Source organism: Streptomyces sp. RLA012, assembly GCF_056270325.1.
The window spans coordinates 11309632-11333780 of sequence record NZ_JBWDPA010000002.1 but is presented as its reverse complement, the minus strand read 5'-3'; the positions used below and the strand labels follow the sequence as shown (position 1 = coordinate 11333780).

The window sequence follows — 24149 nt, the reverse complement described above, 5'->3', positions numbered from 1 at the left end:
CTCCCCGGGCGACGTCCAGACCTTCCCGTACGAGGAGGGACGGAATCACGTACATGAGCGGACCGCTGTGGCGCCAGTACGCGTCCATGTGGGGCCGTCCCGCGTCACTCGGCGCCGGACGGATCACGGAAGCCGTAGCAGAGCGTGGTTGATGCGACGCCCGGGAAAGCTGCGAGCCGCACCGGCCGCAGTACCATGGATCGTGGGTTGGCTCACTCTCACGTGCAGCCGCCCGGAAGGGCGACTCCGGCGTGTTTGCGCCGGAGTCGTTGTCACAGCCGCACTGACGGTTCCGGCCGGGCCGCGACCTTCCAAGGGACGCGGCCCGCATCGACGGGTGTCCCAGTCAGGAGGGACAGCGCATGATCCAGGCAGCCGACATCCGCGAGTGGCGCACCCATGACGTCGTCGACCCGAAGGGGCACAAGATCGGCGTGCTCGAAGCGGTCTATGTGGACACCACCACCGACGAACCAGCCGTGGTCACCGTACGGACCGGGCTCCCGACTCGCCGGCGCCTGGTCTTCGTTCCCCTCGACGACGCACTCGTGGGGCCGGGCTACGTAAAGGTCTCCTACACCGGGAGCCTGGTGAGGAAGGCTCCTTCGATCGGCACGGACGACATCCTGCCCGCCGAGCAGGAGGAAGCGATCTTCCAGCACTACGGCATGGCATACCGGCCGGGCGCGAACGGCGAACGAAAGCTCGCACGTCGCTGAGCGGCGGCACAGTCCAAGGGAGGTGTCCGAGTGGTGGCGTTCTTCCTCCTGCTCGTCCTCGTTGCCGTCGTCCTGGGAATCATCGGCGCGACAGCCGGAGGTCTGGGCTATCTGCTGATCATCGGCATCGTGGTTCTCGTGGCCGATGTCTCCGTAGCCGCCGTGCGGCTGTCCCGGCGCGCTCGGCGGCGTCCTCTCCGCTGACGACGACGGATGGCAGCGGAGTACCACGCCCCTGGCCGGGAGTACTCTGGAATTACCGAGAACACTCCGTACATGGGCTTTCCCGCTCGTGTCGCTCTCGGCGAGTCACAACGCTGGGCCGGTGCAGATCGGCCCGGAGCAGGGTCCGCGTCATGATCGCATCCATGTTCCACAAGCCTGCGGTCGAAGACCGGATCCCCTCTTCCGCTTCCCCGCTCCTGCGGCTCCGGCTGGCGCCGACCGGCAGTGCCCCTGCCTTGATCGACGGCGCATGGTGGCCACGCTCCCACGATCTGGCGGCTGAACTTCCGGCACTCGTCGCGGTGTTGGACCCGATGTGGGGGCGGATCACACATGTCACCGTGAACCCCACGTTCTGGCCGGTCATCCCCCGTAGGGTCACCGTCCACGGGCATGTGGTGAAGGTCGGCTGGTTCAGGGCCGAGCAGGACCCGCACAAACTGCTGCTCTTCTCCTACACCGTCGGCCGCTGGGACCTCCTGGTGATCCCGCCCGGGACCAGTGCCGTCACAGCCGCCCGGCTGATGACCACAGCCACGGATCCCTCGTGGAGTCTCACCGCGAGCGGCCTGATCCAGGAGGCGGAGTTCTTCCGGACCGCGGCCGAGGCCGACTGGGACTCGGCCCGGGAGCGGGTCTGGGACTCCGAAGGCGGGCAGGGCACCCGTCGTACGGCCTCTCGCAGTCCCGCGGCGGTCGGCCTCGGCCGCGTGCCGATTCCGGCGGAGGGAATGTGACAGGCATGGAGACCTTCGTGACCGTCATCATGCTCCTGGCGATGATCTCTGTGGGCGCACTCGCGATTCAGCTGTTCGCCACGAGCCACAGCGTTCGCCTCACGACTCCGCCGTCCGGCCGGTCCAGGTCGCCGGGAAGGGGTTCGGGGCGGACCGCAGCAGGCACGGCGAGGAGCGGACTGCGACGGTTCCGGCCGTGGCGTCGTACCGGAAAAGAGTGACGGCTCCGGCCGGCGCCGGGCATCGTTGGTCCGCCCGGAATGCACGGTCACGCGCGCTTCTCGGCCGACTTCGGCTGTCTCCTCGCGGGCGGAGTTTCCGACTCCCCCCGATCAGCACAACTGCATCAACAGCATCTCGCTGGGGCTGACGTCCGACGAGAGCTGCGGCGGAACGTCATCCGACCGCCGTCCGAGTCCCGCTTGGATTCACACCCCCCGTCGAGGGCCCACCCGATGGGAACGCGTGTGCCCTGGGGGCACGCGACGGGCGGGGTGCGAGTGTTCGGCGCGGCCGAAAAGGGCGCTCGCTCTCAGCGGGCCGGGAAATTTGACCTAGTGTCAAGAATGTCCGCGACGATGCCTGTTGTCCGGTCGCAGCGGCCGCGCAGGAGCGCCGAGGAGGACACGGTGCCTTGGACCGATCCGTACGTGAGGAACGACGGAACACAAGTCCGGGGGGCCGGTCGCTGTGCTCCGGGAGCGTGGCACGAGCTGACGATTTTGCCGTCGGCGGGCCTGGTGATCCGAGGCTTCGGCAGCGGACGGGTCACTTCTGACACGGGTGGCGGGCGCACGACTCCGATGCCGGGCGTCTCGGGACCTGTCGCCGTCCGGGGGCAGCGGTGAGCCGCCGGCCGCCGGTGCGCCGGACTCGCAAGTCTCCGAAGCGTGTCTCGACCCCCACGAAGCCCAGAGGGCCCCGGCCGTTGGTGCTCGCCACAGCGGCTGCCGCGGGCGTCGGGCTCAGCGTCGCCGTCGGCCAGTGGCTGCTGGGCAACTGGTGGCTCTTCGCCGTTCTCGCCGCCGTCGTGGGTGGGGCCGGCGGTCTCTGGCTCACACAGTGGGCGGTGAGTGCCCGCTGGGAGCGGGTGCACGTGCGGGGGTTGCGGTACAAGCTCCCCCAGCTCGACGGGCTCCACCACGAGGACTTCGAGTTCGCGGTACGCGACCTGATGCGCCGTGACGGCTGCGGGGACGCCGTACAGGTGGGCGGGGCCGGAGACAACGGCGCGGATGTGACAGCGACCGACCCGCTCGGCAGGCGCTGGGTGATCCAGTGCAAGCACCGGCAGGACGGGGCCTCGGGATCGCCGGTGGGTACCCCGGATCTGCATGTGCTCAACGGCACCGGCCGACAACTGCACGGCGGGGACGTGGTGGTTCTGGTGACGAACGGACGCTTCACCGCGGGGTGTGAGCCGCTGGCGAAGTCCCAGAAGCTGCATCTGGTCGACCGCGGAACACTGGGCGAGTGGGCGGGAGGCTCACAGCCGCTCTGGGAGCTGCTCCAGAAGCTGCCCCCGCCGGGGAAGCGGTCGGCGTTGTCCTGAGAACCCGCTGTCGTACTGATCACGGGTGCGGCGTCCGCCTCGGTGGAACGGGTGGGGGGTTCGGCGGGAGCAGTCGGCCTGGACCGGACACGGGGCGAGCGGTTGATGGAGCGGGCCCGTGTACCGGCGTGCCTTGCACGAGCGCGGTCTCTGTGCCGAGCGAGTCAGGGCGATGCGAAGCCTTCGCAGAGCCGTGCTGACGGAGTGGCCTCGTATGCCCCTCCCCGAACCGACCACCCTCCCTGTCCAGCCGGTCGCGGCCGCCGCCCCTGAGCGGAGAACGGGTCGGCTCCGGCGGAGAGCGGATCCGCAGCCGTACGACAGTGGCGGAGGAACGGCGGGACAACCGGTCGGCACAGGCGGACTCCGACTCCGACACGTCACGTGCCCACGGCTGATCCCCGCCCGGTCCCGGGCAGTCGTCGGACAAGCGCGAAGCTCCATGGCGGCGAGTCGTCCACCGGTCGTCCGTGTGTCTACGCCGCTGTCCGGAGCCCCGGGGCGGGCGCCTCTGCAGCCGTGATCCCGGCGGCCGTGCCGGCATCGGGAAGGACCCGTAGGAGCCGGATCAGCCCGCTGTCGCTCAGCGCCTCGGCGACGGCGCGGCTCGGGGCGGCAAGACACAGGTCGCCGCCGGAGAGGCGGACCCTGCGAGCCGTGGCGATGAGCAGCCCGAGGCCCAGGGTGTCGCAGGAGGTGACGCCCGACAGGTCGAGGGTCAGCTGCCTTCCGGGACTGTGACATGCGCCCAGAAGACGTTCGCGCAGTCCCGGAACGGTGGCGAGAGTGAGACCGCCGCTGACGACGACCGTCTCGCAGTGCTCCGGCATACCGGCGAGCACAGGCCGCCGGCCCGGAGCTCGGCGGACTCCTCCACGGATGAGGGGAGCTGCGGTACCTGCAGGCACTATGGGTCTCCTCGCGGTGGAATGTCACGCTGCCGGGGGCTGGGAATGGATACCGTGCTGTGCCTGGCAGTTCCGTGCCGCGCGCCTCGTGGACAGTCAATGCCACGTTCAGGCTCTCCGGCACGTGGGTATCGAGGGCGACGGGCCATGCGCGGCCCGTGCCATCCCGATGTTGTACGCGCGGCTGCGCGTCGGCGGAGGGGTTAGGTCCGGTTGGCCCGGCCGGCCACCGCGTGACCGATCAGCAGGTAGACGACAGCGGGCAGACCATAGTTGACCACGGTGCGCCAGTTGTCCGAGTGGATGGTGAACAGGTTGTGCGACCAGCCCGAGAGCCAGTTCGCCGCGTCGTGGATCCAGGAGACCGTATCGTTGGCGGTGTTGGCGTCGAACAGGTAGAGGGCGATCCACAGGATCAGGATCAGTGCCGCGATGTCCGCGATGATGGAGATGACCGTCCCCACGGGGCTTCCGCCGTAGCGTCTGGACATGTCCAACGACTGCTCCCGAAAGCACAGTTGAAACCTGATCGACCCCACCGTCCGTGGCCTGGCGAGGGGGACCAGGCCGGTATGTGAGTTCCACGAGGTGGGCTGCGCAAGGGGCGTCCGACAGCGGTCCTGGACGAAGGCACCGGAGGGTTGAGCTCACCACTCCCGGTGCCGTCCGACGGGCGCGCACTCCGTCACCGCCGCTCCGCCGGATGAAAAGGCGCCGCAACGCCCGGCGCGGCTCCCGCCGTAGCCGTTCCGGGAGCGCCTCGTCCTTCGTCGTGGCGACCGGGGCAGCGGCCATGTCCCGGAGCTTGACCTCAATTCTGGCCCGCAGTTCGAGGATCTCGACGGCCAACGCCGCATCTCCGGTCGGAGTGACAGCCGTCAACGGGCACTGTTCTTCACGGTGCATGGTCACCTGGTGCAGGGTGCGTACCTCACCACGCGGTCATCCTGCCCAGGAGCGGTCAGCGGCGCGCCAGTTGCCGTTCGCCGGCTGCACCGGGCTGGTAGGCAAGTCCGTAGTGCTTGAAGATCGCTTCCTCCTGCTCGGCGGGCAGCACGTCGTCGGTGCCGATCGAAGGAGCCTGCCTCACCAGTGCTTTGGCATAGCCGACCCTGAGATAGTCCGGCCCGGCGATCGCGTCCGCCAAGGGGACGAAGACCAGCCGGTGCCGCGTGGGAAGCCCGGTGCGAACCGTGGCCATGGCCGGCTCATCTGTGGTGGTGTCCACATACACCGCCTCCAGGACACCGATCTTGTGCGACTGCGCATCCACGACGTCGCGGTCACGCCACTCTCGGACATCGGCTGCGTGAATCATGACCTTCCCCTTCCGGACCGCTCATCCACCGGTGGTGAGTCGCATCCTCGGTCTTCCGCGTAGAGCCGCCGCAGGGCACGCCGCAGCCCCCGCTGGATCAGCCGCGAGAGCGGCTCACCCTCCCAGGTCGCGACCAGAGCCGCGGCCACGTCCGGAAGTTCGGTGTTGCACTGCCGCGAGATGTCCACCAGCAGGCTCCTGGCCGCCCCACGGCGACAGGGGGCCAGGACCATCACCATGCCGCAGGCCTGGTCGACGACCGCACGGGCGGCCAGCGCCCGCCGCAGCTGATCGATCTCGGCGCGCAGCGCCACGACGTCCTGACCCGCCGGGCCCTCCTCCACCGAGGTCTCGGCCCTCAGCCCCCACCAGTCCTCCGGAAGCATGGCTGTGCGATGCACGGCATCCACCTCTCCACGATCTTCGAGCGCCTGGTGTGACTGAAGCCGCCCCGGAACCTCCGGATGTCGGGCCGGTTCACGGGTCACCCGCGGCGTTCATGGTCCCGACGGTCCTCGCGCCTCCAGCGCGCCCGGTTCCGACGGCTGTAGCGGCGGTCCCAGCGGTCCTGACGGTCCCGGCGGTCCTGGTAGTCCCGGTAGCCCCCGAGATCGGAACCGTCGCCACGGATCCAGCCTCCCCCGCGATCGCGGCCGTAGCGGGTGGCCCCGAAGAGCAACACGGCCGCGGCCACCCACCAGAGAGGGTGGAGAAAGCCGAGGCCGAACAGGACCACGATCAGGACGAGAAGCAGAACGAACACGGCGGGCCTCCCCGGAGCGGAACAACGCATCACTGCCGGGGGCCAGGGCCTGTGGGAACAGACTAGCCCTTCCCAGAGACTGCGGATAGCGACCCATGTCCGCGGCTCCCGATGAACCGGTCGGAACCGGATGGCCACTTGACACCTGTCCGGGGAGGGCGGCGAGGGCTAGCGTGCGCGGTACGGCCCGAGCCCCCGGCAGCGTCGATCACCTCTCGCGCTCCTTCGGGGGCGCACCTCGCGCATCAGTGCCGGAACCCGTCCCGTCATCAACGGGCGACTCCCGCACCCGCCATCGCCACTCGATCCCGGCGCGGCATCGATGCGCCCCGTGCGGGCACCCTTCCGCTGCCCGCCGCGTCGCACGCATTACACAACAGGCGGCACACATGTACGCGCTGATCGTTCCGGCTTCGACCCCCTTCGTCCTGCTCGCCACCGTGATGGGCCTGTCCTGGTGGGAGGACCGCATCCTGCCGACGGCCGAGCCGGCCGAAGCCCCCGCCGAGGCTCCGCTTACCCCGATGGCCCCTGCCCCGCTCACGGAACTCCTCAGCGTCGACACCCCGTTGACAAGGGAAGTCCCCCGGCGTTGACTGACAGCACGGTGTAGGGCCATGCCACTCCGGATCACCCGGGCGACGCATTCCGCCTCCCCGCTTCGCCCGGACCCCGCGGAAGTCAGGAAATTCCCGCGTTCCGGAGGCCCGGCAATGATCCTGTGGATGCTTCTCCCTCTGCTGATCCTGGTGGTGTTCGGGTTCGGCTTCACCGTGCAGGCCCTTTGGTGGGTCGCCGCCGTACTCGTGATCGTCTGGATCGCCGGCTTCGCGATGCGTGGGGCGCGGGGCGCGGCGGGGGCAGCCGCCGGTACAGCCGCAGGTAGTCCGTTCAGGCTCGATCCCGCCCGCGGGAACAGCGGGCCGTACGGCGATCACACGCGGGGGCCCGCTCGGCAAACCAGTAGGAGGCCGACCATGAGCGTCGGACGGACGATCAAGCGCAAGACGCAGGCGCTGAAGGGCCTGGTCACCGAACGCACCGGCCGGACCGCCCGCAACAGGCGACTGCGGCGGCACGGCAGGACCGACCAGGTCTCCGGAAACCTGAAGCAGTCCGGCGACAACGCCAAGGACGGCTTCAAGCCGTGACAGAAAGCGCCCCGGGCCGTTCCCACACCGTGTGGACAACACCCGGCAGGCCTCAACGCTCAATGAGCCGACAGGATGTGACGGCAATGAAGCAGGCCGAAGTGCGAACCGAGAGTCAGAGAAGGCGGCCATGTTCACCGTCGTGATCATCACTGTGATCGTCATCGGTCTGGCCACCCTCCTCTACCTCGGACGTGGACGAACGCAAGGCGGTGGCGGGCACGGGCTGAAGCGGCGCTTCGGCCCCGAGTACGACCGTGCCGTCGCCGACCACGACGGCGACACCAAGGCTGCCGAGCAGGAACTCGGAAAGCGCGTGAAGGAGCACGGCTCCCTCACGGAGCTGCCGTTGTCGCCCGAGGTCCGCGAGCACTACGTGACCCAATGGGCCGCCGCCCAGGAACTGTTCGTCGAATCACCGCAGAAGGCCGCCGTCGAGGCGGATGCGCTGCTGGCGCGCCTGGCAGGGGACCGCGGCTTCCCCGCCGTCGAGCGGTTCGGCGACCGGATCGCCGCCCTCTCCGTCCACCACTCCCACCATGTCCAGGGCTACCGCGGCATGCACGCGGCGGCCCGTGACCAGAGCGGCACCGAGGAGATGCGGGAGGCCATGGTCGAAGCCCGAGGCCTCTTCGAGGCGCTGGTCAGCGAGCAGCCGGCCGACCCGGACCGGCGCCGCCCGCCGTCCCCCGACGGCCAGGGGCACGCGCCATGGCCACTGACCCGACGCCACGCGAAGGGAAGCAGCACCTGATGCCGCACAACGCCGAACACCCGCGGCAGCCCCAGGCCGAAAGCCCGGACTCCGCGACGCAGCGCGCCCCGCACACGCCCCCCACCGAACCCGCTCACGCACCACGCGAGCCCGGCGCCGGCGCCGGCGGCCCCGATCGCAAACTCGGCCCGGAACTGGTCCCGCAGGGCGACCGGGACAAGCTCGCCCTGCGCCTCCAGCAGTCCCTCAGCACCTTCGTCGACAGTCCGCGCCAGGCGGTGGAAGAGGCCGACGCCGTCCTCGACCAGGTCGCCACCCGGTTCACCGACACCCTCGCAGAACGACGGCGCGTCCTGCGCTCAGGCTGGCAGGGCCCGGACACCAACGCGCAGACCGAGGAACTACGGCTCGCGCTCAGGCAGTACCGGGAGATCACAGAACGGCTGCTGCACCTGGCAGCGCCCGCCAGTCAGTGACGCCGTCCTCCCCTCAGGAAGCACAGCCGCCGCAGAAAACCGGTGCGTATGCCACACCGGTCGGACTGCGGCGGCTGTGCTCTGGAATCAGGGGGATCCGGAGTGGGGGGCGCGGTCCATGGACGTGACTCACCAACACCCTTCTCGCCAGACCGAGTTCGCTTCCCGTCACGCCAGGCAGGTGGACTCCGGCAGAGGGCCCAGGGAGCCCCAGAGGATCACCACGCGTGCGGCGAACATCGATCCCACCGTCAGACAACGCCGCCTGGGAGCCGGGCTCCGCCGGCTCCCCGAAGCCGGTGGTCGGACGAGTACACACGTGGCGGAGCGACTCCGGGTCTCCCAGCCCAGGATCAGTCGCTCTGCCGGGCACGGTGACGGTGAGGCCGTCGGTGAGCTGTCGGGGCCTTCCGCGCTCCGCTCGCCGACGAGATCGTCCACCGCGGCCCGGACCGGCTGGTCACCGCTCAATGAGCGGTGGCGTCGGAACTGCTCACGGCACCGCTGCTGGACGGCCCGGACGACGCCGAAGCCGTGGGAGTGGAGCTGCGAGTGGCGCTGGGACTGTGACTCGGGCTGGGATCAGAACTGGTGTCCGGCGCCGCGCTCGCGTCCGGCGAGGCGGAGCTGCCCGGCTGCGGCGCCGTGCCACTGGACGTGCCCGGGGTGGGTGTCGGGCTGTCTGCGGGACCAGGGGTACCGGCCGAGCCACCGCCCACCGAGGTTCCCCTGCCCGGCTCGTCCCTGACCACGGCCGCCACCGGCTTGCCCGCGATCAGCTCCACCGCGGTCACCGTGACCATCGCCAGGGCGAACACCAGGCCCGTCGCCAGGGCGTACTTCTTCCAGCCGATGGACCTCCGGAGGGAGCCACCCCGATAGGTGGTGACCGACTCGCCCTCGGAGGGCGCGAAGGGCGGTACCGCGTCGACAACCGAGGCGTCGGCCGGTAACCCGAACGCCGCCCGGGCGTCCGCGCGGTGTTCCGCCCGCTCCTCGCCCGGCGTCCTCGGCACCCCCACCGGCGGCATCCGGCCACGGATGCCCTCACCCGTCCGCCGGAAAGCATGCGAGAAGACCGCTGCGCCGGTGGTCGCGCTGGTACTGACCACGGCGGCGCCGATGATCGTCCCGGTCACCCCCAACAGGGACGCCAGCACCGCGCCCACCACCGTCGCGAGCGCGCTCGCCACCACCTGCACAGCAGTCAGATCGAGCACCTTGCGCTTCGGCGCCCGTCCCTCTTCTTCCCTGCGGTTCTCCATCAACATCCCCTTGATAGTTCCGGAGCCCGACGGTCATCGACGCCCGTGACCATCGGTGTGATGGCGGACAGCGAAGACCAAAGCGGCCGCGAAAAGGTCGATACGGGTTGGCCCAGCCGCGAGTTGTGCCGTTTGTGGCGTGTTCGCTGAGCGCAGGGGCCTGTGAGGCTCCTTCAGCGGTGCGGACGGTACAACGGGACGACTGCCCGGCTGACGGTGCTTCACCCCGCGATCATCGGAGCCGCCCGATCACCGCCGTGTAAACATCGTGGTGCCCCTCGCCGGAGCAACCGTGGGACCGGCCTCGGGACTATGCTGCGTACGGACGTCCCAGACCTCGGCGGGCCAACGCTGCTTGGCACACGTGCCTGCGGAGAGCGGATCACTCGTCCGCTCGCCCCGTGCATCCCCGAGGGAACCGGCTGGGTCCTACGCCCCGGAACATCGGCTGCTGGATCGGTCACTCACCTGCCTGCATGACAGTACGACCGTTCCGGGAGCCCGGCACGGTCTCGTGAACCGAGGCACCCTGCCCATGAGTGTCCCACCCATCCCGAACGTCTACCGGCACGACACCGGCAACCGGGCGCTGGACACCCCGACCGGCGAGATCGACCTGAGTTCGGCGCCTCTGGCGCACGCGTCACCGGAGCGGTGCCTCCAGGACGGCATCCGCGCCATCGACGGCGATGTCACCGCCGTGACCTTCTGCGACTGCGGCGGCGTCAACTCCTTCCTCCACGCCTTGCTGCACACCGCCGCGGCCGCAGGGTCCCTGCAACTGCACCACCCCAGCCCGGCGCTGGAACGTCTCGGCGCCCTCACCGGCTCCGGCTCCCTCTTCCTCGCTCTCCCGGATGCCTTCGCCGGGAGCCGACCACCCCCGAGGACCTCTCTCGTGCACCAGGCCGCGCACCGGCTCGCCCCGGCGCCGACTGCTCTCCCGGGCAGTGTGCTGTGACGGCCCTGCCCTGGCCGATCCGACCGCGGAGACACGCAGACCACCAGCCGCTCGGGACGCGCACGACGCCCCTGAGCCCCCGTCGGCTCAACCGCCGGCAGGCCGAGGAACTGCGGGAAGACCCGACGGACCCGTACGTGGAGTCCTGCGCCACGCCACCCGGTGGGGAGCACCGTGGCCGGAAGGACTTCCTGCGCCCGGTCGCGCATGACACCTGGCAACCGGGTTCGCGATGCTGACCGCTGAGGCATCGAACTTGGTGGGCTGCGCGTTCGGATTCCCTGCACGCCACGACGGCTCCGGGCGGCTGGGATTCGACGGAGCTCTCCCGCTCGCCGTCGGCCGGCTCACCGACCCCGCCCGTGCCTTCGCCTTCACCGGGAACCTGGTCCACCCGCACGCGGGGTGCCGGGACGTGGCCCGGCGGCTGCAGGAACGGCTGCTTTCCGAGCACCAGGCTTCACTCGGTGTCGCCTCGGCGGATCGGGCCGACCAGCCGGTCCTGGCCGCTCTCCGCTCCTGGGCCCGGGCCCGGGCCCAGGCCCGGAAGGATGTCGGAGACGTCCGCAGGGTGGCCGACGGCGCCGTGTTCCTGTCGCTGCTTCTCCCCTTGGGGGTGCGAACGGCGGCGAGGCCGAAGGGGCTTGATCACCACGCCTGGACCCGGTGGTCGTCGTGATCCCCGGCGGCCGGTCGGCGCGGATCCAGGCTCTCGTGGCCGAGCAGGCGGCCCTGCGCGGCGCCCGGGTCGGCGTCCTCGATGTGTGTACGGCGGCGGTGGCGGCGCTACCGGTCGGCGGAGCCGGGATGTCCGCGATGTCCCGCGGGCGGGCGAGTCATCCGCTGTGCAGCACCGACTCCGTCAGTCAGCATCTGGAAGAACTCCAGCTCACACTGGGCGAGGGACCGTGCGTGGACGCCTACGTCCTCGGCTCGACGGTCCTCTGCCCCGACCTGTTGGCCGGTGAACTCCAGCGGCATTGGACGGCGTTCACCGACGCGGCCCTGAAAGCCGGGGCAAGAGCGGTCTTCGCCTTCCCCCTGCAGATCGGGGCCATCAGCCCCGGCGTACTCGACCTGTACTCCAGCAGTTCGGTCGCGCTGGACGCGGACGAGGTGGCCGACGCGATGGCCTTCGCCGACACTGCCACGTTGCTTCTGCTCGATGCCCGGATCAGTGAGACGGGTGTCCCGTTCGACACCGACGCGGCAGGCACCGGCACGTCCGGCACCGACGCGGCCGGCCCAAACACGTCCGGCAACGACCGGCCGGGCACCGCGCCCTTCGACGACCTGGGCGGTTACCGCGCCGAGATCGACCAGGCCACCGGCATCCTCATGGTGCAGCTCGGCGTCGGCTTCGAGGAAGCCTTCATCCGGCTGCGCGCCCACGCGTACGCCCGGGGGGCACGGATCTCGGTGGTCGCCGCCGACGTGATCGCCCACCGGCTCCGCCTCCCCCCAGGCACGACTCCGTCCGACATACAACCACCGGATGCGCGACCGCCCGACGAGGAGCCCTGATGCTCACGCCCCACGGACAGAGGTGTGCACGATGAAGGAACAGTTGATGGCCCGGACGTTCGTCGAGCTGGCGGACAGTCTCGTCGCCGACTTCGACCTCACGGACTTCCTACGCCTGCTCACCGACCGCTGCGTCGATCTGCTCGACGCGAGCGCGGCGGGCGTCCTGCTCGCCGACCGGGACGGAGTGCTGCGCGTCATTGCCGCCTCCGACGAACGGGGGCACCTCCTGGAACTCTTCCAGCTCCAGAACCACGAAGGTCCCTGTCTGGACTGCTTCCACACCGGAAATGCGGTCTCCGTTCACGACCTGCGCGACGTGGCCGCCCGCTGGCCCCTGTTCACCGCCCAGGCCCAGCGCAGCGGCTTCACCGCCGTCCAGGCGCTGCCCATGCGTCTGCGCGACGAGGTCGTCGGCGCCCTCAACCTCTTCCACACCACCCCGGCGCCCCTCAGTCCCGCCGCCACCCCCTTCGCCCAGGCTCTCGCCGACGTCGCGACCATCAGCCTGCTGCAACAACGCACCACCGAGCGCAGCACGCTCCTCAACGAGCAACTGCAGACAGCCCTCAGCAGCCGCGTCCTGATCGAACAGGCCAAGGGAAAACTCGCCGAGCGCCGCCACACGGACATGGAACAGGCCTTCACCACCCTGAGGGCCTACGCCCGCTCCCACAACCGCCGCCTCTCGGACGTCGCCCGCGCCTTCATCGACGAAGCCGAATTCCTCCCCGGCCTCAGTTCCCGAAGTTCCTGAGCAGCCCTCTTCAAGAAGGGTTCGTCATGCCACTCGGCCCCCCTCGCGAGACCTCCCGCGACGCGCTCGACACCTCCGCCGATCCCGACCGCCCCGACCGCCCCGACCCCCTCGACGAGGAAGAACTGAGCGCGCTGGACGCCCACTGGCGGGCGGCGAACTACCTGGCCGTCGGGCAGATCTACCTCATGTCCAACCCCCTGCTGACCGAGCCCCTGGCACCCGAGCACGTCAAACCGCGTCTGCTGGGGCACTGGGGCACCTCACCGGGACTGAACCTGGTCCACACCCACCTCAACAGGGTCGTGAAAGCAAGGGACCTGGACGCGATCTGTGTCTGGGGGCCCGGTCACGGCGGCCCCGCCGTGGTGGCGAACTCCTGGCTGGAGGGCAGCTACACCGAGACCTACCCGGACATCACCCGGGACGCGGCCGGCATGGCTCGCCTCTTCCGGCAGTTCTCCTTCCCAGGCGGCATCCCCAGTCATGTCGCCCCCGAGACCCCCGGATCGATCCACGAGGGCGGCGAGTTGGGCTACTCCCTCGCGCACGCCTACGGGGCCGCGTTCGACAACCCGGGGCTCCTGGTGGCCTGCGTGATCGGCGACGGCGAGGCCGAGACGGGCCCGCTGGCCGCCTCCTGGCACTCCGACAAGTTCCTCGACCCGGTACGGGACGGCGCCGTCCTGCCGATCCTGCACCTCAACGGCTACAAGATCGCCAACCCGACGGTCCTGGCCCGGATACCGGAGCCCGAACTCGACTCCCTGCTCAGGGGATACGGCCACGAGCCCCTCCATGTCACCGGCGACGACCCGCACGCCGTCCACCAGGCGATGGCCGGCGCCATGGACGAGGCCCTGGACCGTATCGCCGCCTTCCAGCACGCCGCCCGTACGGAAGGCACTGCCGAGCGCCCTCGCTGGCCGGTGATCGTGCTGCGCACGCCCAAGGGCTGGACCGGACCCGCCGAGGTCGACGGCGTCCCTGTGGAGGGCACCTGGCGAGCGCACCAGGTGCCGCTGCCTGCCGTACGCGAAAACCCGGACCACCTGCGGCAGTTGGAGCGATGGCTGCGCTCCTACCGGCCCGAGGAGCTCTTCGACGAACACGGACGCCCCCGGGAACAGGTCCTGGCCTGCGTCCCCGACGGCACACACCGCCTGGGCGCCAACCCGCACACCAATGGCGGCCTGCTGCTGCAGGACCTGCCCCTCCCGCCCCTGGAGCGGTTCGCCGTCACGGTCGACAAGCCCGGCGCGACGGCGCACGAGCCGACCCGCGTCCTGGGCGACCTGCTGGCGCAGGTGATGGCCGACACGGGCGAGCGGCGCGACTTCCGGCTGGTCGGCCCGGACGAGACGGCCTCCAACCGCCTCCAGGCCGTCTACGAGGCGAGCGGCAAGGCGTGGGAGGCCCAGGTACTGTCCACGGACGAACACCTGGAGCGCGGCGGCCGGGTGCTGGAGATCCTCTCCGAACACACCTGCCAGGGCTGGCTGGAGGGCTACCTCCTCACCGGGCGGCATGGCCTGTTCTCCTGCTACGAGGCCTTCGTCCACATCGTCGACTCCATGGCGAACCAGCACATCAAGTGGCTGCGCGTCGCCCGCCGGCTCCCCTGGCGCCGCCCGATCGCCTCCCTCAACTACCTGCTCACCTCGCACGTGTGGCGCCAGGACAACAACGGCTTCTCGCACCAGGACCCCGGTTTCGTCGACCACGTACTCAACAAGTCGCCGGAGGTCGTGCGGGTCTACTATCCCCCGGACGCCAACACCCTGCTGTCCGTGGCGGATCACGTGCTGCGCAGCCGCGACTACGTCAACGTCGTCGTCGCGGGCAAGCAGCCCTGCTTCGACTGGCTCGACCTCGACGCCGCCCGCGCGCACTGCGCCCGCGGCGCCGGGATCTGGGCCTGGGCCGGCACCGAGTCCGACCCGGGCGAGCCCGGCGAGCCCGACGTGGTGCTCGCCTGCGCGGGCGACGTACCCACCCTCGAAGTGCTGGCCGCGGCCTCGCTGCTCCGCCACCACCTGCCCGAACTCGTGGTACGGGTGGTCAACGTCGTCGACATCGCCCGGCTGCTGCCCGCGGAGGAACACCCGCACGGCATGCCCGACAGCGAGTACGACGCGCTGTTCACCCCCGACAGACCCGTCGTCTTCGCCTACCACGGCTATCCGTGGCTGATCCACCGGCTCGCCTACCGCCGCGCCAACCACTCGCACCTGCACGTGCGCGGCTACAAGGAGGAGGGCACCACCACGACCCCGTTCGACATGGTCGTACGCAACGACCTCGACCGGTACCGGCTGGTCATGGACGTCATCGACCGGGTGCCCGGTCTCACGGTCCGCGCGGCGGCGCTGCGGCAGCGGATGGTCGACGTCCGTTACCGCCATCACGACTGGATCCGTGCCCATGGGACGGACCTGCCCGAGGTCGCCGAATGGACCTGGAGTCAGTGACGGCCCGTGTGACAGAGCTGTGGGTTGGGGGGACGCCGCCGCCGAAGACGCGAAGGCCGTACTGGCCGCGCTCGCGAGCAGTCCCGATGGCCCGTCGGGAGGCGCGACGGGTGAGGCGGGTGAGGCCTCCAAGCGGCTCGCGGCCGTCGACCCGAACGCCGTACACACGCACCACGTCCGCGTCCTGGCGGTCCTCGGGCGGCAGCTGCGCAGCGCCCTGCCACCACGGCGATCGAAACGTCGCAACGGGCCCCCGAGTTGCAGCCCCCTGTTCCCCACGCCCTGCGGGTGTCCCGAGCCCGACAGCCGGCCACTCTCACACAGCTACGGCTTCGCGGGCCGCTGGTCTCCGCGAGAGAGAGGCACGATCCGATGCGCATTCCCGCGCCTGCATGATGGACGGGGCCTACTGACAGAGCGGAGAACACCTTGGATCCCTTACCCCTTACCCCTTACCCCTTACCATCGCCGGAGCCCTCGCCGTCGGCGTAGCGACCGGAGCGGGCGAATCCGCAGGTGCCGCTCTCTCCGCACTCTTCCGACGATTCAGAGAACGATTCGCGAGTCGCCCCGAGGTACCGCAGTCCCAGGCACAACTTGCGACGGCGCTGGACGAGGAGTTCACCCGCGCCCCGGGATTCCATCAGGAATGTCAGAACCTGTGGAACCAGGTAATGCCCGGGCTCAATGTCACCACCTCGCCGAGAACCTCATTCCCGGTGAACGACAGGAAGCTCCATGTCCCGGGTGATCGCCCAGCGTTCGTGGTCGCGCCAGAGATCCGCGATCTTGATGAAGCCGGGTGAGAAGCCCTCTTTACGGAAGCCGAGCCGCCGAACAAGTCTCAGGGAGGCCTCGTTCCCAGGCTGAATGTCAGCCTCCACACGGTTCAGGTCGAGGTACTCAAAGGCATGATGCACCGCCAGCGCGACACCCACCGACATGTAGCCCTGGCCCGCATAGGGAAGGAACGCGGCATACCCGAGTACGCCCTTCTGGTACGGGCCACGCGCAATGTCGTTTATGTTGATCATGCCCACCAGATCGCCCTGGTCCTTGAGACAGAGAACCATGCAGGCGGCGGTGCCCTGATCCGATCTCGACAGGTAGGACGAGAAGCCGCTGGGCGTGCGGGGCAGTCGTACCCACGGATGGTGGAGATCGGTGCTGACGCGCGCCAGTTCGAGAAATCTTTCCTCGTCATCAGCGGCAACCGGCCGGAGTACGACCTGTGATATCCGATCAGGTTCAAAACTCACCGGGGGAGTCTACGCCACCAGGCAGGTAGACAATCCCAAAGTGCCACAGACAGAAAGACGGCCCGCTGCTATCTTGTCACTACTGGAGGGCATTCGATTACTGTCCGCGCTCATACCACCCTCCTCCCACCTGAGAACTGTGCACTCTCGATCGGCCCCCGCCTCGCTCGCGATGCAGAAGAGGTGACCATGAGCGATACGGATCTTCCCGGGCATCCGCTTCCCGACATCACACACATCTCCTTGGCAAGCCTTTTCACCGACTCCACCGTTCTGGCCGCCGCATTGCGGGTACGCGTTCTCACCCCGGACGCGCCAGCGCGGATGGCTGCCTTCGACTCCGAAATCGGCGGGGACGAGTGCGTTCCTTCATCGACCAATTCGTGCTGAAGGTTCACGGCGGCTGCAACCTGGCTTGCGATCACTGCTACGTCTACGAACACGCTGATCAGAGCTGGCGGGACAAGCCACGAACCATGACTCCGGCCATCGCGGCCCACGTGGGACGACGCATCGCGGAACACGCGCGAATCCATCAGCTGCCAGGAGTGCGCATCACCCTCCACGGCGGCGAGCCCCTCCTTCTGGGCATCTCGCGTCTGCGGGACATCATCGAGACGTTACGCGGAGTTCTGGACGACACGGTCCGGGTCAGCCTGCACGTCCAGACCAACGGTGTCACATTGAACGACCAGTTCTGCAGGCTCTTCGACGAACACGGCGTACAGGTCGGTGTCTCACTCGACGGCGACAGGTCGTCGAACGACCGGCACCGCCGTTACGCGAACGGCCGCAGCAGCCACGCGCAGGTACTGCGCGCACTCGCTCTGCTGAGGCGGCCGGAGTTCCACCATCTCTACGGCGGCATTCTCTGTACCGTGGACATCGCAAACGATCCGATCGCGGTCTACGAAGCGTTACTTGAAGAGTCCCCACCGCATCTGGACTTTCTGTTGCCACACGCCACCTGGGCCAACCCGCCGCCCGGCCACGGGTCAACTCCTGCACCCTACGGCGCGTGGTTGCGCCGCATTCACTCCCGGTGGCTCACAGACGGCAGACCGGTACCGATCCGTCTGTTCGACGCTCTGACCGCCGCATCGCGCGGGGAATCCAGCGGCAGCGAGGCCGTGGGACTCCGTCCCGTCGCTCTCGCCGTGGTGGACACCGACGGATCGTGGGAGCAGGCCGACTCCCTGAAGACGGCGCACGCAGGTGCGCCGGCAACGGGTATGACCGTCTTCACCCACAGTCTGGACCAACTGATGGGGCATCCGGGCATGGCGGCGAGGAACGAGCGCCACGCGGACCTCTGCATGACCTGCCTCGCATGTCCGGTGGTTCATATCTGCGGCGGCGGTCTGTACGCCCATCGCTACCGGCGGGAGAACGGATTCGACAACCCGTCGGTCTACTGCGCCGACCTGGGTCTCCTGGCGTCCGAGGTTACGGCGGTTCGGTCAGGGACCGGCAGCGGTTCGCCCGGCGATGACCACCCTCCGGCCATCCACCACCTGCCGAAGGGGGCCTTCGACGCCTTCGCCGCCGGAGCCGGGACGGTGGAGGGGACAAGGGCTCTGCAGCACGCACAACTCTCCATGACGCGGGCACTCATCGCCGGAGGGGCCCAGCCGAAAGGCTGTTCGGACCTGGCGGTCGCGGCGACACTCGGCCGAGATCTGCTGATCGAACTGGACGGCCGCCATCCGGCCGCCACAGCGGAAGTCCTCCGTCACCCTTTTGTGCAGACGTGGGCGGTCCGTTGTCTTGGTGCCGACGGCAGTAGCTGCCGAGAACAGGACCTGGCGCACATCGCCGGCCTCGCAGCCGCTGTCGCCTGGCGGGCCGGCGTCACCACCAGGCTGCGGCTGCCCGTACGAGCCGGACTGGTGCATCTGCCTGGCCTGGGGGCGTCACGCGTCGCGGGCGACGGCGCCACCGCGGTCCTGTCCATCGACGGAGCCGGTCGACCGCCGTCCGGGTGGATCGAGATCAGACAACTGACCGCCGCATCGCTGTCCGTCACGATCGACGACCTCGACCCCTATCGCCTCGGCCACGGCCGGACAGCGTGGAACCGTCTTTCCCCTCGTCAGTGGGAGACCTGGGAGCTCGCCCTCAGCCAGGCGGGGGACGAGTTGTCCCGGCTGGTTCCCGAGTACGCGGGCCCACTGCGCGTGGGGCTGCGGACGTTAGTACCGCTCCGGACTACGCCGGTTGATCACGGAACCGAGGCGTACGGCACACAGCGCGCCTTCGGTGGGATAGGCGTGGCGATGCCTGAGGGAGCCGCCGACACCGATATCGCGGCTACCCTGCTTCGCGAGTTCCAGCGCACCAAACTGACCGCTCTGATGGACATGTACGAGTTCTTCACGGTGGCTGGATCTTCCCCCGTGAGGGTGCCGCACCACGTCGGCCCCCTGCCTGTGCGGGAGGCCTTCCACCACCTCTACGCGGAAGATTTCAAGTCCAGTGAGACGGTCGTGACGCTATGAGGTTTGTGGTGCGGGTTTCCTGCGCTTGGCCGGGTCGTTGATCCAGGCCGTCTGGGGTATCTCGGGTGGTCGGGGGCGGCGGCCGAAGCGTTCGGGGTGGTGGGTGTATGCCTCGGCGAGGGTGACCGCGCGCTGGTCGCGGACCTCCTCGGCGGTTCCGAAGTGGACGGAGGCGGGGGTGTGCCAGCCGATGCCCGAGTGCCGGTGCTCGTGGTTGTAATACGCGATGAACGCGTCGAACCACTCGCGGGCGTGGGCCAGCGAATCGAACCGTTCGGGGTAGTCCGACATGTACTTCGTGGTCTTGAACTGGGCCTCGCTGTAGGGGTTGTCGTTGGAGACCTTCGGCCGCGAGTGCGACCGCGTCACGCCCAGATCGATCAGCAGCTGGGAGACCTTCTTCGACGTCATCGAGGTGCCGCGGTCGGCGTGCACGGTCTGAGGCACGATGCCGTTGCGGGCGATGGTCTCGCGGATCAACTCCTCGGCCCGCACCGCCGATTCGGCCCGCTCGACGGTGTGCCCGACGATGTATCGACTGAAGATGTCGATGATCACGTAGGCGTGATACCAGACGCCCTTGACCGGTCCGGCTGCCTTGGTGATGTCCCAGGTGAACACCTGCGAGGGCCCTGTGGCGACCAGCTCGGGCACCGCCTTGGCGGGATGGGTGGCCTGCCGTCGGCGCTCCCCGGACTGATCCTGCTCGCGCAGGATCCGGTACATCGTCGAGACGGAGCAGTGATAGCGCCCGGCATCCAGCTCGCGGGCCCAGATCTGTGCGGGCGCCAGCTCGGCGTACTCGTCGCCGTTCATCAACTCCAGGACCGCAGCCCGCTCTTCGGCCGTCAGGGCCGACGGCTGCACCTGCGGGGCACGTGCTCTGCGTGGCGGCGGGGGCCGGAGCCGGCGGTAGTGCGTGGCGCGGGAGCGGCCGGTCAGCCGGCAGGCGGCTGTGACGCCCAGCTGAGCCTCGACGCTGGTGAACGCTTCGTCCACGACAGGGGCGGCGGCAGGCTTCAGTCCGCGCTCTCGGAGATCATGTCCAAGAGCGCGGAAGCTTTTCCCATCACCTCGAGCGCGGCCTTGTTCCGGGCCAGGTCCTTCTGCAACCGCTCCACCTGCTGCCGCAGCTTCTCGTTCTCCACCTCCGCGGCAGACTTCTTCGCGCGGGCCGGGCTGGTCCGGCGGTCGACCAGGTTTTCCATGGCCCCGGCATCCCGGGCGGTCCGCCACTCCTTGACATGCGAGTGGTAGAGCCGTTCCCGGCGCAGGACCGCACCCTTCTCGTTCCTGGGCGCGGCGTCGTACTCGGCGACGATCCGCAGTTTGTACTCCGAGGTGAAAGTGCGGCGCTTCGGCCTCGGCGCCGGGTCGGACCCGACGGGCTCTGTGCTGGGCATAAGGGACGGTTCTCCTGTCGTGCCCTCTCAGGCTAACCCCGCAGAACGGGATGTCTCACCCAAGGCTGACAGAGAGGGACGCCCATGTGTCTCTGGCGGAGCTGTGGCAAGCGCGTTCCGTCGCCCTCCCCCATGCCGGTCACGGGCGGATGATCAACGCCGCGACGGCGTTCCGGCACCATCTCGAGCAGGCGGACCTCACCGTGGATGCCCTCACGGACGCGGCGGCTCTGGCCCCGGCCGGAGTCCGTTTCGCCACCGGTCTGCGCGCCACGATCGACCGCTTGGCCGACCGGTCACCGCTCCCCGCGGTTCCCTGTCCCGATTCCACCCCCCTGGTCGGCGTTCCACGAACGGCGGAAACACGCACATGAACGCAGACAACAAGAGCAACGTTTTCGGGGGACAGGCCACGCATGTCGTGCAGGCCGGGACAATCTACGGCGGCGTGAACGGTGTCCAGAACGGCCTCCCGGTACCGAGGCAGCTCCCGAGGGCCGCGACCTGTTTCACGGACCGGGCCGACGCCATGACCCGGCTGAGCGAGCTCGCCACGGCCGAGAACGAGGTCGTGCTGATTTCGGGCCCGGCCGGCGTGGGCAAGAGCGCTCTCGCCGTCTTCTGGGCTCATTCGGTCAAACAGCAATTCCCTGACGGCCAGTTGTACGTGAACCTCCGTGGCTACGATCGCCTTGCTCCGTTGCCGCCCGAGGAGGTACTCCACGGATTCCTTTCGGCGCTGGGCGCCCCGGTCGACCGTATGCCCGGTGATCTGAACGCCATGTCGGCGCTCTTCAGAACTTTGCTCGACGGAAAACGGCTGCTGCTGGTAGCGGACAACGCAGCCTCCTCGGAGCAGGTGCGGCCACTGCTCCCCTCGTCACCCGTCTGCTTCACGATCGTCACGAGCAGGAACCAGCTGGGAAGTCTGACCGCGGTGGACGGGGCGACACACCTGCCCGTCAGGCCGCTCGACACACCCGCGGCGGTGGAACTGTTCTCGCGCCTGTCCGGTCACCGGGACACGGACGGCGCGTCACAACTCGTGCTGCGCTGCGGCCGCCTGCCTCTCACCGTCAGGATGGCGGCCCGGCAGGCGAGTTCCGACACCAGTCTCACGGCGCTCCTTGAGGAGGTGACGGACGACAACCATCGACTCGAAGCACTTTCCGCACTGGACGAGGAAATGGAGGTTCGCGCGGTGTTCTCGTGGTCGTACCAACAACTGCCTCCAGCGACCGCCAAGGCTTTCAGGCTGCTGTCGCTCCATGCGGGGCCAGATTTCTCTGTACCGGCCGCTGCCGCCTTGACGGCCCTTCCCGAGGCCGAGACACGACGCGTCCTGCGCAGGCTGACAGCCGTCAACATGCTTGAGGAAACCGGAGAAAGGCGGTACGCATATCACGACCTGCTCCGAGACTACGCCCGGGAGCGGGTGGCGGAAGAGGAATCACAGGAGGAACGAACCGACGCACTGCGCCGCGAGCTTTCGTTCTATCTGCGCATGGCAGACGCCGTCGATCACGTCCTTGTCCCCGAACGGCAGCACGTTCCTCTCGACCGTGCGGAGCACCAGGGAAACGCGTCGTTCTCCGATCCCGCCACGGCCCTCCGGTGGTGCGACGCCGAACTGTCCAGCCTGGTCCCTGCCGTGCAGCAGGCCGTGGAACTCGGTCTGGACGAGGTGGCGTGGAAGCTTCCCGTGGCGCTGGTCTACTTCCTGCGTCTACGCAGGCACAACGTCTACCGACTCGAACTGTCGACGACCGCGGTCGAAGCCTCGCGGCGGTTGCGTGATCGGTGGGCAGAAGCTTGGAGCCTGATCTGTCTCGGTGGGGCGGAATCGGATCTGGAGCGCCACGAAGACGCCCTTTTGCATTTCACCGAAGCGCTGCGAGTCAGCCAGGACATCAGCGACCGATGGTGGGAGGCCACGAGCGCCTACAACATCGCTTGGACGCTGCGTCTCATGGGACGATACGAGGAAGCTCTGCACCGCCAGCGCGAAGCACTGGCCATCCGTCAGGGAAACGGTGATCGTCGCGGCGAGTCGATCACCCTGAGCGAGATCGGCGCGCTCGAATTGAGCCTCGGTCGCCCCGCTGAGGCGTTCGAGGAGTACGAGCGGGCTCTCGCCGGCGCACGCGAGACCGCGGATCTGCCCGCAGAGGCCAAATCCCTGCACGGCCTCGGTGCCGTCTGCAAAGTCCAGGGACGAACGAGTGAAGCGATCAGCTGGTACGAGCAGGCCGTCACAGTACGGCGCCGGGTCGGCGACCTGCTGGGCCTGGGCCGCTCACTCGTGGAGCTGGGCAGGCAACTCGCCGCTGTCGGCAGGGCAGCCGTCGCCCAGGAGGCACTGGTCGAGGCGGTCGCGGTTCTCGACACTCTCCGTGACCCGATGGCCGAGGATGCCAGGCGGTGTCTCGCGGAGCACTACGGCGAGGTGCATGAGGATCCCCCGGCCGCGGGGTAAGACCGCCGACCGAAGTTCCAGCACCAAGCGCACTGCCGGGCCGGCTGGGGCGAGGACGGCGACACCTCCTTCAACCCAGCCATTCCTGCAGCCACGCCAACCCGCCCCCACGGCTTCAGTCCGGCCCCAACAACCTTCCCTGCAGGTCGCAGCGTTGGCTGCTTGTCCCGGCGGAGAACCCAGGGACAATGCTTCACCGAAGTGAGCAGCGGATTCCATCCGTTGGACGCAAGTCGGTGTTCCGACACCCTAGAAGGGACGTCTCCGCAGGTCACGGCCCTGCACTGGTGGGAGCGTCCTTGAGGGGGCGCTTACAACCGCAGCAGTCCGGGTTGGCACAGTTCGGCCAAGGAGAGAGCGCCTTCGCACAGCGGATTTCCCTTCCACCGCGCGCCCCCGCCGCCGGCGCTGACGGCATCTGGGCGGATCCCCTTCGTCATCGCCGGTATGGCGGTGCCCCACCTCGACCTGACCGCCACCGTCGTCCGTACACGCCTCGCGATCACCGGCGTCTCGCTCGCCGTCCTCGGCCACGGCAGCTCCTGCCACCGCCGCCACCCCCGTGCTCCCCTGGCCAACTCGTCCAGGCCCGCCGGGATCCGGCCCGCCGGCTCGTCGAGATCGAGGAAGCGCGCGAGCACGAACGCCTGCTGCACTCCCAGGCCGTCCTCGCCCGCGAACGCGCCCGGTTCGCCCGCGAGATGCACGACGTGGTCTCCCACGAGGTCAGCCTGATCGCCGTACAGGCCGGTGCCCTCCAGGTCGCCGCCACCGACCCGGCCAACGTCCGCGAACACGCGCCCGGCGCCTCCGCGACCGTACGGCTCTGGCACGCCGACTACCGTGCCCCTTCGGCGTGACCGTCACGAACACACCACCCACCCACCCACGCCGACCGTCCGACCGACCGTAGAGGGACAACCCGTTCGCGCCTCGTACGTGGTAATACCCGGCGTATCTCCCCCCTTCAG

25 protein-coding genes and 1 pseudogene are annotated in these 24149 nt (G+C 69.0%); 17 read left to right on the top strand and 9 right to left on the bottom strand.

All coding sequences use genetic code 11. The features are described 5' to 3' along the window. The first annotated feature begins 362 nt into the window (after positions 1-362). From RV986_RS51505 to RV986_RS51490, 4 genes are all read left to right on the top strand, one after another. Positions 363-719: a PRC-barrel domain-containing protein gene (locus RV986_RS51505; RefSeq protein WP_475924017.1), complete on the top strand. Its 357-nt coding sequence runs from the start codon at positions 363-365 to the stop codon at positions 717-719. A gap of 33 nt (positions 720-752) precedes the next feature. Next, positions 753-923: a hypothetical protein gene (locus RV986_RS51500; protein ID WP_475924016.1), complete on the top strand. Its 171-nt coding sequence runs from the start codon at positions 753-755 to the stop codon at positions 921-923. A 152-nt stretch (positions 924-1075) separates the two neighbouring features. Continuing rightward, positions 1076-1681: a DUF5994 family protein gene (locus RV986_RS51495; RefSeq protein WP_475924015.1), complete on the top strand. Its 606-nt coding sequence runs from the start codon at positions 1076-1078 to the stop codon at positions 1679-1681. 844 nt (positions 1682-2525) lie between these two features. Beyond that, positions 2526-3233, top strand: coding sequence for a restriction endonuclease (locus RV986_RS51490; protein ID WP_475924014.1), 708 nt, complete (start codon positions 2526-2528; stop codon positions 3231-3233). Between the two features lie 476 nt (positions 3234-3709). Here the strand turns inward: RV986_RS51490 and RV986_RS51485 are convergent, their stop codons facing one another. The 5 genes from RV986_RS51485 to RV986_RS51465 all read right to left on the bottom strand — a co-directional run bounded on the left by RV986_RS51485 (position 3710) and on the right by RV986_RS51465 (position 6222). Beyond that, on the bottom strand, positions 3710-4063 hold the full coding sequence (locus RV986_RS51485) for an STAS domain-containing protein (protein ID WP_475924013.1): 354 nt from the start codon (positions 4061-4063) through the stop codon (positions 3710-3712). A gap of 281 nt (positions 4064-4344) precedes the next feature. Continuing rightward, entirely contained in the window at positions 4345-4632 is a 288-nt protein-coding gene (locus RV986_RS51480; RefSeq protein ID WP_475924012.1) for a hypothetical protein, read from the bottom strand. Positions 4633-5102: 470 nt separating this feature from the next. Beyond that, positions 5103-5459 (bottom strand): PRC-barrel domain-containing protein, encoded by a 357-nt coding sequence (locus tag RV986_RS51475; RefSeq protein WP_475924011.1) that lies wholly within the window; start codon positions 5457-5459, stop codon positions 5103-5105. Further along, on the bottom strand, positions 5456-5860 hold the full coding sequence (locus tag RV986_RS51470; RefSeq protein WP_475924010.1) for an ANTAR domain-containing protein: 405 nt from the start codon (positions 5858-5860) through the stop codon (positions 5456-5458). Before RV986_RS51470 ends, RV986_RS51475 begins: the two co-directional genes overlap by 4 nt. 83 nt (positions 5861-5943) lie before the next feature. Continuing rightward, positions 5944-6222 (bottom strand): hypothetical protein, encoded by a 279-nt coding sequence (locus RV986_RS51465; RefSeq protein WP_475924009.1) that lies wholly within the window; start codon positions 6220-6222, stop codon positions 5944-5946. A 389-nt stretch (positions 6223-6611) separates the two neighbouring features. Between RV986_RS51465 and RV986_RS51460 the strand changes: the two genes are divergently transcribed. The 4 genes from RV986_RS51460 (at position 6612) to RV986_RS51445 (ending at position 8564) form a co-directional block, all read left to right on the top strand. Next, positions 6612-6818 (top strand): hypothetical protein, encoded by a 207-nt coding sequence (locus RV986_RS51460; RefSeq protein WP_475924008.1) that lies wholly within the window; start codon positions 6612-6614, stop codon positions 6816-6818. Between the two features lie 381 nt (positions 6819-7199). After that, the gene (locus RV986_RS51455; RefSeq protein ID WP_475924007.1) at positions 7200-7373 is read left to right on the top strand and encodes a CsbD family protein; all 174 of its coding nucleotides are present in this window, start codon (positions 7200-7202) and stop codon (positions 7371-7373) included. Between the two features lie 130 nt (positions 7374-7503). Continuing rightward, the gene (locus tag RV986_RS51450; protein ID WP_475924006.1) at positions 7504-8127 is read left to right on the top strand and encodes a hypothetical protein; all 624 of its coding nucleotides are present in this window, start codon (positions 7504-7506) and stop codon (positions 8125-8127) included. Further along, on the top strand, positions 8127-8564 hold the full coding sequence (locus RV986_RS51445; RefSeq protein WP_475924005.1) for a hypothetical protein: 438 nt from the start codon (positions 8127-8129) through the stop codon (positions 8562-8564). Before RV986_RS51450 ends, RV986_RS51445 begins: the two co-directional genes overlap by 1 nt. 467 nt (positions 8565-9031) lie before the next feature. On the opposite strand, the gene RV986_RS51440 is transcribed toward RV986_RS51445, so the two are convergent. Continuing rightward, on the bottom strand, positions 9032-9829 hold the full coding sequence (locus RV986_RS51440; RefSeq protein ID WP_475924004.1) for a hypothetical protein: 798 nt from the start codon (positions 9827-9829) through the stop codon (positions 9032-9034). Between the two features lie 535 nt (positions 9830-10364). Between RV986_RS51440 and RV986_RS51435 the strand changes: the two genes are divergently transcribed. From RV986_RS51435 to RV986_RS51415, 5 genes are all read left to right on the top strand, one after another. Continuing rightward, a complete protein-coding gene (locus RV986_RS51435) occupies positions 10365-10790 on the top strand; it encodes an STAS domain-containing protein (protein ID WP_475924003.1) in 426 nt (141 codons plus the stop codon). A 232-nt stretch (positions 10791-11022) separates the two neighbouring features. Beyond that, positions 11023-11469: a hypothetical protein gene (locus RV986_RS51430; RefSeq protein ID WP_475924002.1), complete on the top strand. Its 447-nt coding sequence runs from the start codon at positions 11023-11025 to the stop codon at positions 11467-11469. Further along, positions 11466-12314 carry a GAF and ANTAR domain-containing protein gene (locus tag RV986_RS51425; protein ID WP_475924710.1) on the top strand — a complete coding sequence of 283 codons (849 nt, stop codon included), beginning with the start codon at positions 11466-11468 and terminating at the stop codon, positions 12312-12314. Before RV986_RS51430 ends, RV986_RS51425 begins: the two co-directional genes overlap by 4 nt. A gap of 31 nt (positions 12315-12345) precedes the next feature. Further along, entirely contained in the window at positions 12346-13071 is a 726-nt protein-coding gene (locus RV986_RS51420) for an ANTAR domain-containing protein (RefSeq protein ID WP_475924001.1), read from the top strand. 26 nt (positions 13072-13097) lie between these two features. After that, positions 13098-15542 (top strand): phosphoketolase family protein, encoded by a 2445-nt coding sequence (locus RV986_RS51415; RefSeq protein WP_475924000.1) that lies wholly within the window; start codon positions 13098-13100, stop codon positions 15540-15542. Between the two features lie 710 nt (positions 15543-16252). Here the strand turns inward: RV986_RS51415 and RV986_RS51410 are convergent. After that, positions 16253-16801 carry a GNAT family N-acetyltransferase gene (locus RV986_RS51410; protein ID WP_475923999.1) on the bottom strand — a complete coding sequence of 183 codons (549 nt, stop codon included), beginning with the start codon at positions 16799-16801 and terminating at the stop codon, positions 16253-16255. A 189-nt stretch (positions 16802-16990) separates the two neighbouring features. Between RV986_RS51410 and RV986_RS51405 the strand changes: the two genes are divergently transcribed. Next, positions 16991-17191, top strand: a complete 201-nt coding sequence (locus RV986_RS51405) for a hypothetical protein (protein WP_475923998.1) — start codon at positions 16991-16993, stop codon at positions 17189-17191. Further along, positions 17161-19299 (top strand): FxsB family cyclophane-forming radical SAM/SPASM peptide maturase, encoded by a 2139-nt coding sequence (locus RV986_RS51400; RefSeq protein WP_475923997.1) that lies wholly within the window; start codon positions 17161-17163, stop codon positions 19297-19299. The genes RV986_RS51405 and RV986_RS51400 overlap by 31 nt, the downstream gene beginning before the upstream one ends. Here the strand turns inward: RV986_RS51400 and RV986_RS51395 are convergent. Both RV986_RS51395 and RV986_RS51390 read right to left on the bottom strand, forming a co-directional pair. Then, the gene (locus tag RV986_RS51395; RefSeq protein WP_475916208.1) at positions 19294-20298 is read right to left on the bottom strand and encodes an IS3 family transposase; all 1005 of its coding nucleotides are present in this window, start codon (positions 20296-20298) and stop codon (positions 19294-19296) included. The two genes, RV986_RS51400 and RV986_RS51395, sit on opposite strands and share 6 nt — an antisense overlap. Positions 20299-20318: 20 nt before the next feature. Beyond that, complete coding sequence (locus RV986_RS51390) at positions 20319-20702, bottom strand: transposase (protein WP_475916209.1); 384 nt, start codon at positions 20700-20702, stop codon at positions 20319-20321. Positions 20703-21231: 529 nt separating this feature from the next. On the opposite strand from RV986_RS51390, the gene RV986_RS51385 reads away from it, so the two are divergent. Both RV986_RS51385 and RV986_RS51380 read left to right on the top strand, forming a co-directional pair. Next, positions 21232-23178 carry a tetratricopeptide repeat protein gene (locus tag RV986_RS51385; RefSeq protein WP_475923996.1) on the top strand — a complete coding sequence of 649 codons (1947 nt, stop codon included), beginning with the start codon at positions 21232-21234 and terminating at the stop codon, positions 23176-23178. A 544-nt stretch (positions 23179-23722) separates the two neighbouring features. Then, a pseudogene (locus RV986_RS51380) lies at positions 23723-24076 on the top strand (histidine kinase); the annotation flags it as partial. Positions 24077-24149 lie beyond the last annotated feature (73 nt).

Bases quoted from the DNA above. Each gene is read 5' to 3' on its own strand.
- RV986_RS51405 (WP_475923998.1), top strand. From the start codon at position 16,991: ATGAGCGATACGGATCTTCCCGGGCATCCGCTTCCCGACATCACACAC.
- RV986_RS51430 (WP_475924002.1), top strand. From the start codon at position 11,023: ATGCTGACCGCTGAGGCATCGAACTTGGTGGGCTGCGCGTTCGGATTC.
- RV986_RS51385 (WP_475923996.1), top strand. From the start codon at position 21,232: ATGACCCGGCTGAGCGAGCTCGCCACGGCCGAGAACGAGGTCGTGCTG.
- RV986_RS51420 (WP_475924001.1), top strand. From the start codon at position 12,346: ATGAAGGAACAGTTGATGGCCCGGACGTTCGTCGAGCTGGCGGACAGT.
- RV986_RS51460 (WP_475924008.1), top strand. From the start codon at position 6,612: ATGTACGCGCTGATCGTTCCGGCTTCGACCCCCTTCGTCCTGCTCGCC.
- RV986_RS51480 (WP_475924012.1), bottom strand. From the start codon at position 4,632: ATGTCCAGACGCTACGGCGGAAGCCCCGTGGGGACGGTCATCTCCATC.
- RV986_RS51440 (WP_475924004.1), bottom strand. From the start codon at position 9,829: ATGGAGAACCGCAGGGAAGAAGAGGGACGGGCGCCGAAGCGCAAGGTG.
- RV986_RS51415 (WP_475924000.1), top strand. From the start codon at position 13,098: ATGCCACTCGGCCCCCCTCGCGAGACCTCCCGCGACGCGCTCGACACC.
- RV986_RS51435 (WP_475924003.1), top strand. From the start codon at position 10,365: ATGAGTGTCCCACCCATCCCGAACGTCTACCGGCACGACACCGGCAAC.
- RV986_RS51495 (WP_475924015.1), top strand. From the start codon at position 1,076: ATGATCGCATCCATGTTCCACAAGCCTGCGGTCGAAGACCGGATCCCC.
- RV986_RS51390 (WP_475916209.1), bottom strand. From the start codon at position 20,702: ATGCCCAGCACAGAGCCCGTCGGGTCCGACCCGGCGCCGAGGCCGAAG.
- RV986_RS51475 (WP_475924011.1), bottom strand. From the start codon at position 5,459: ATGATTCACGCAGCCGATGTCCGAGAGTGGCGTGACCGCGACGTCGTG.
- RV986_RS51455 (WP_475924007.1), top strand. From the start codon at position 7,200: ATGAGCGTCGGACGGACGATCAAGCGCAAGACGCAGGCGCTGAAGGGC.
- RV986_RS51505 (WP_475924017.1), top strand. From the start codon at position 363: ATGATCCAGGCAGCCGACATCCGCGAGTGGCGCACCCATGACGTCGTC.
- RV986_RS51485 (WP_475924013.1), bottom strand. From the start codon at position 4,063: ATGCCGGAGCACTGCGAGACGGTCGTCGTCAGCGGCGGTCTCACTCTC.
- RV986_RS51445 (WP_475924005.1), top strand. From the start codon at position 8,127: ATGCCGCACAACGCCGAACACCCGCGGCAGCCCCAGGCCGAAAGCCCG.
- RV986_RS51450 (WP_475924006.1), top strand. From the start codon at position 7,504: ATGTTCACCGTCGTGATCATCACTGTGATCGTCATCGGTCTGGCCACC.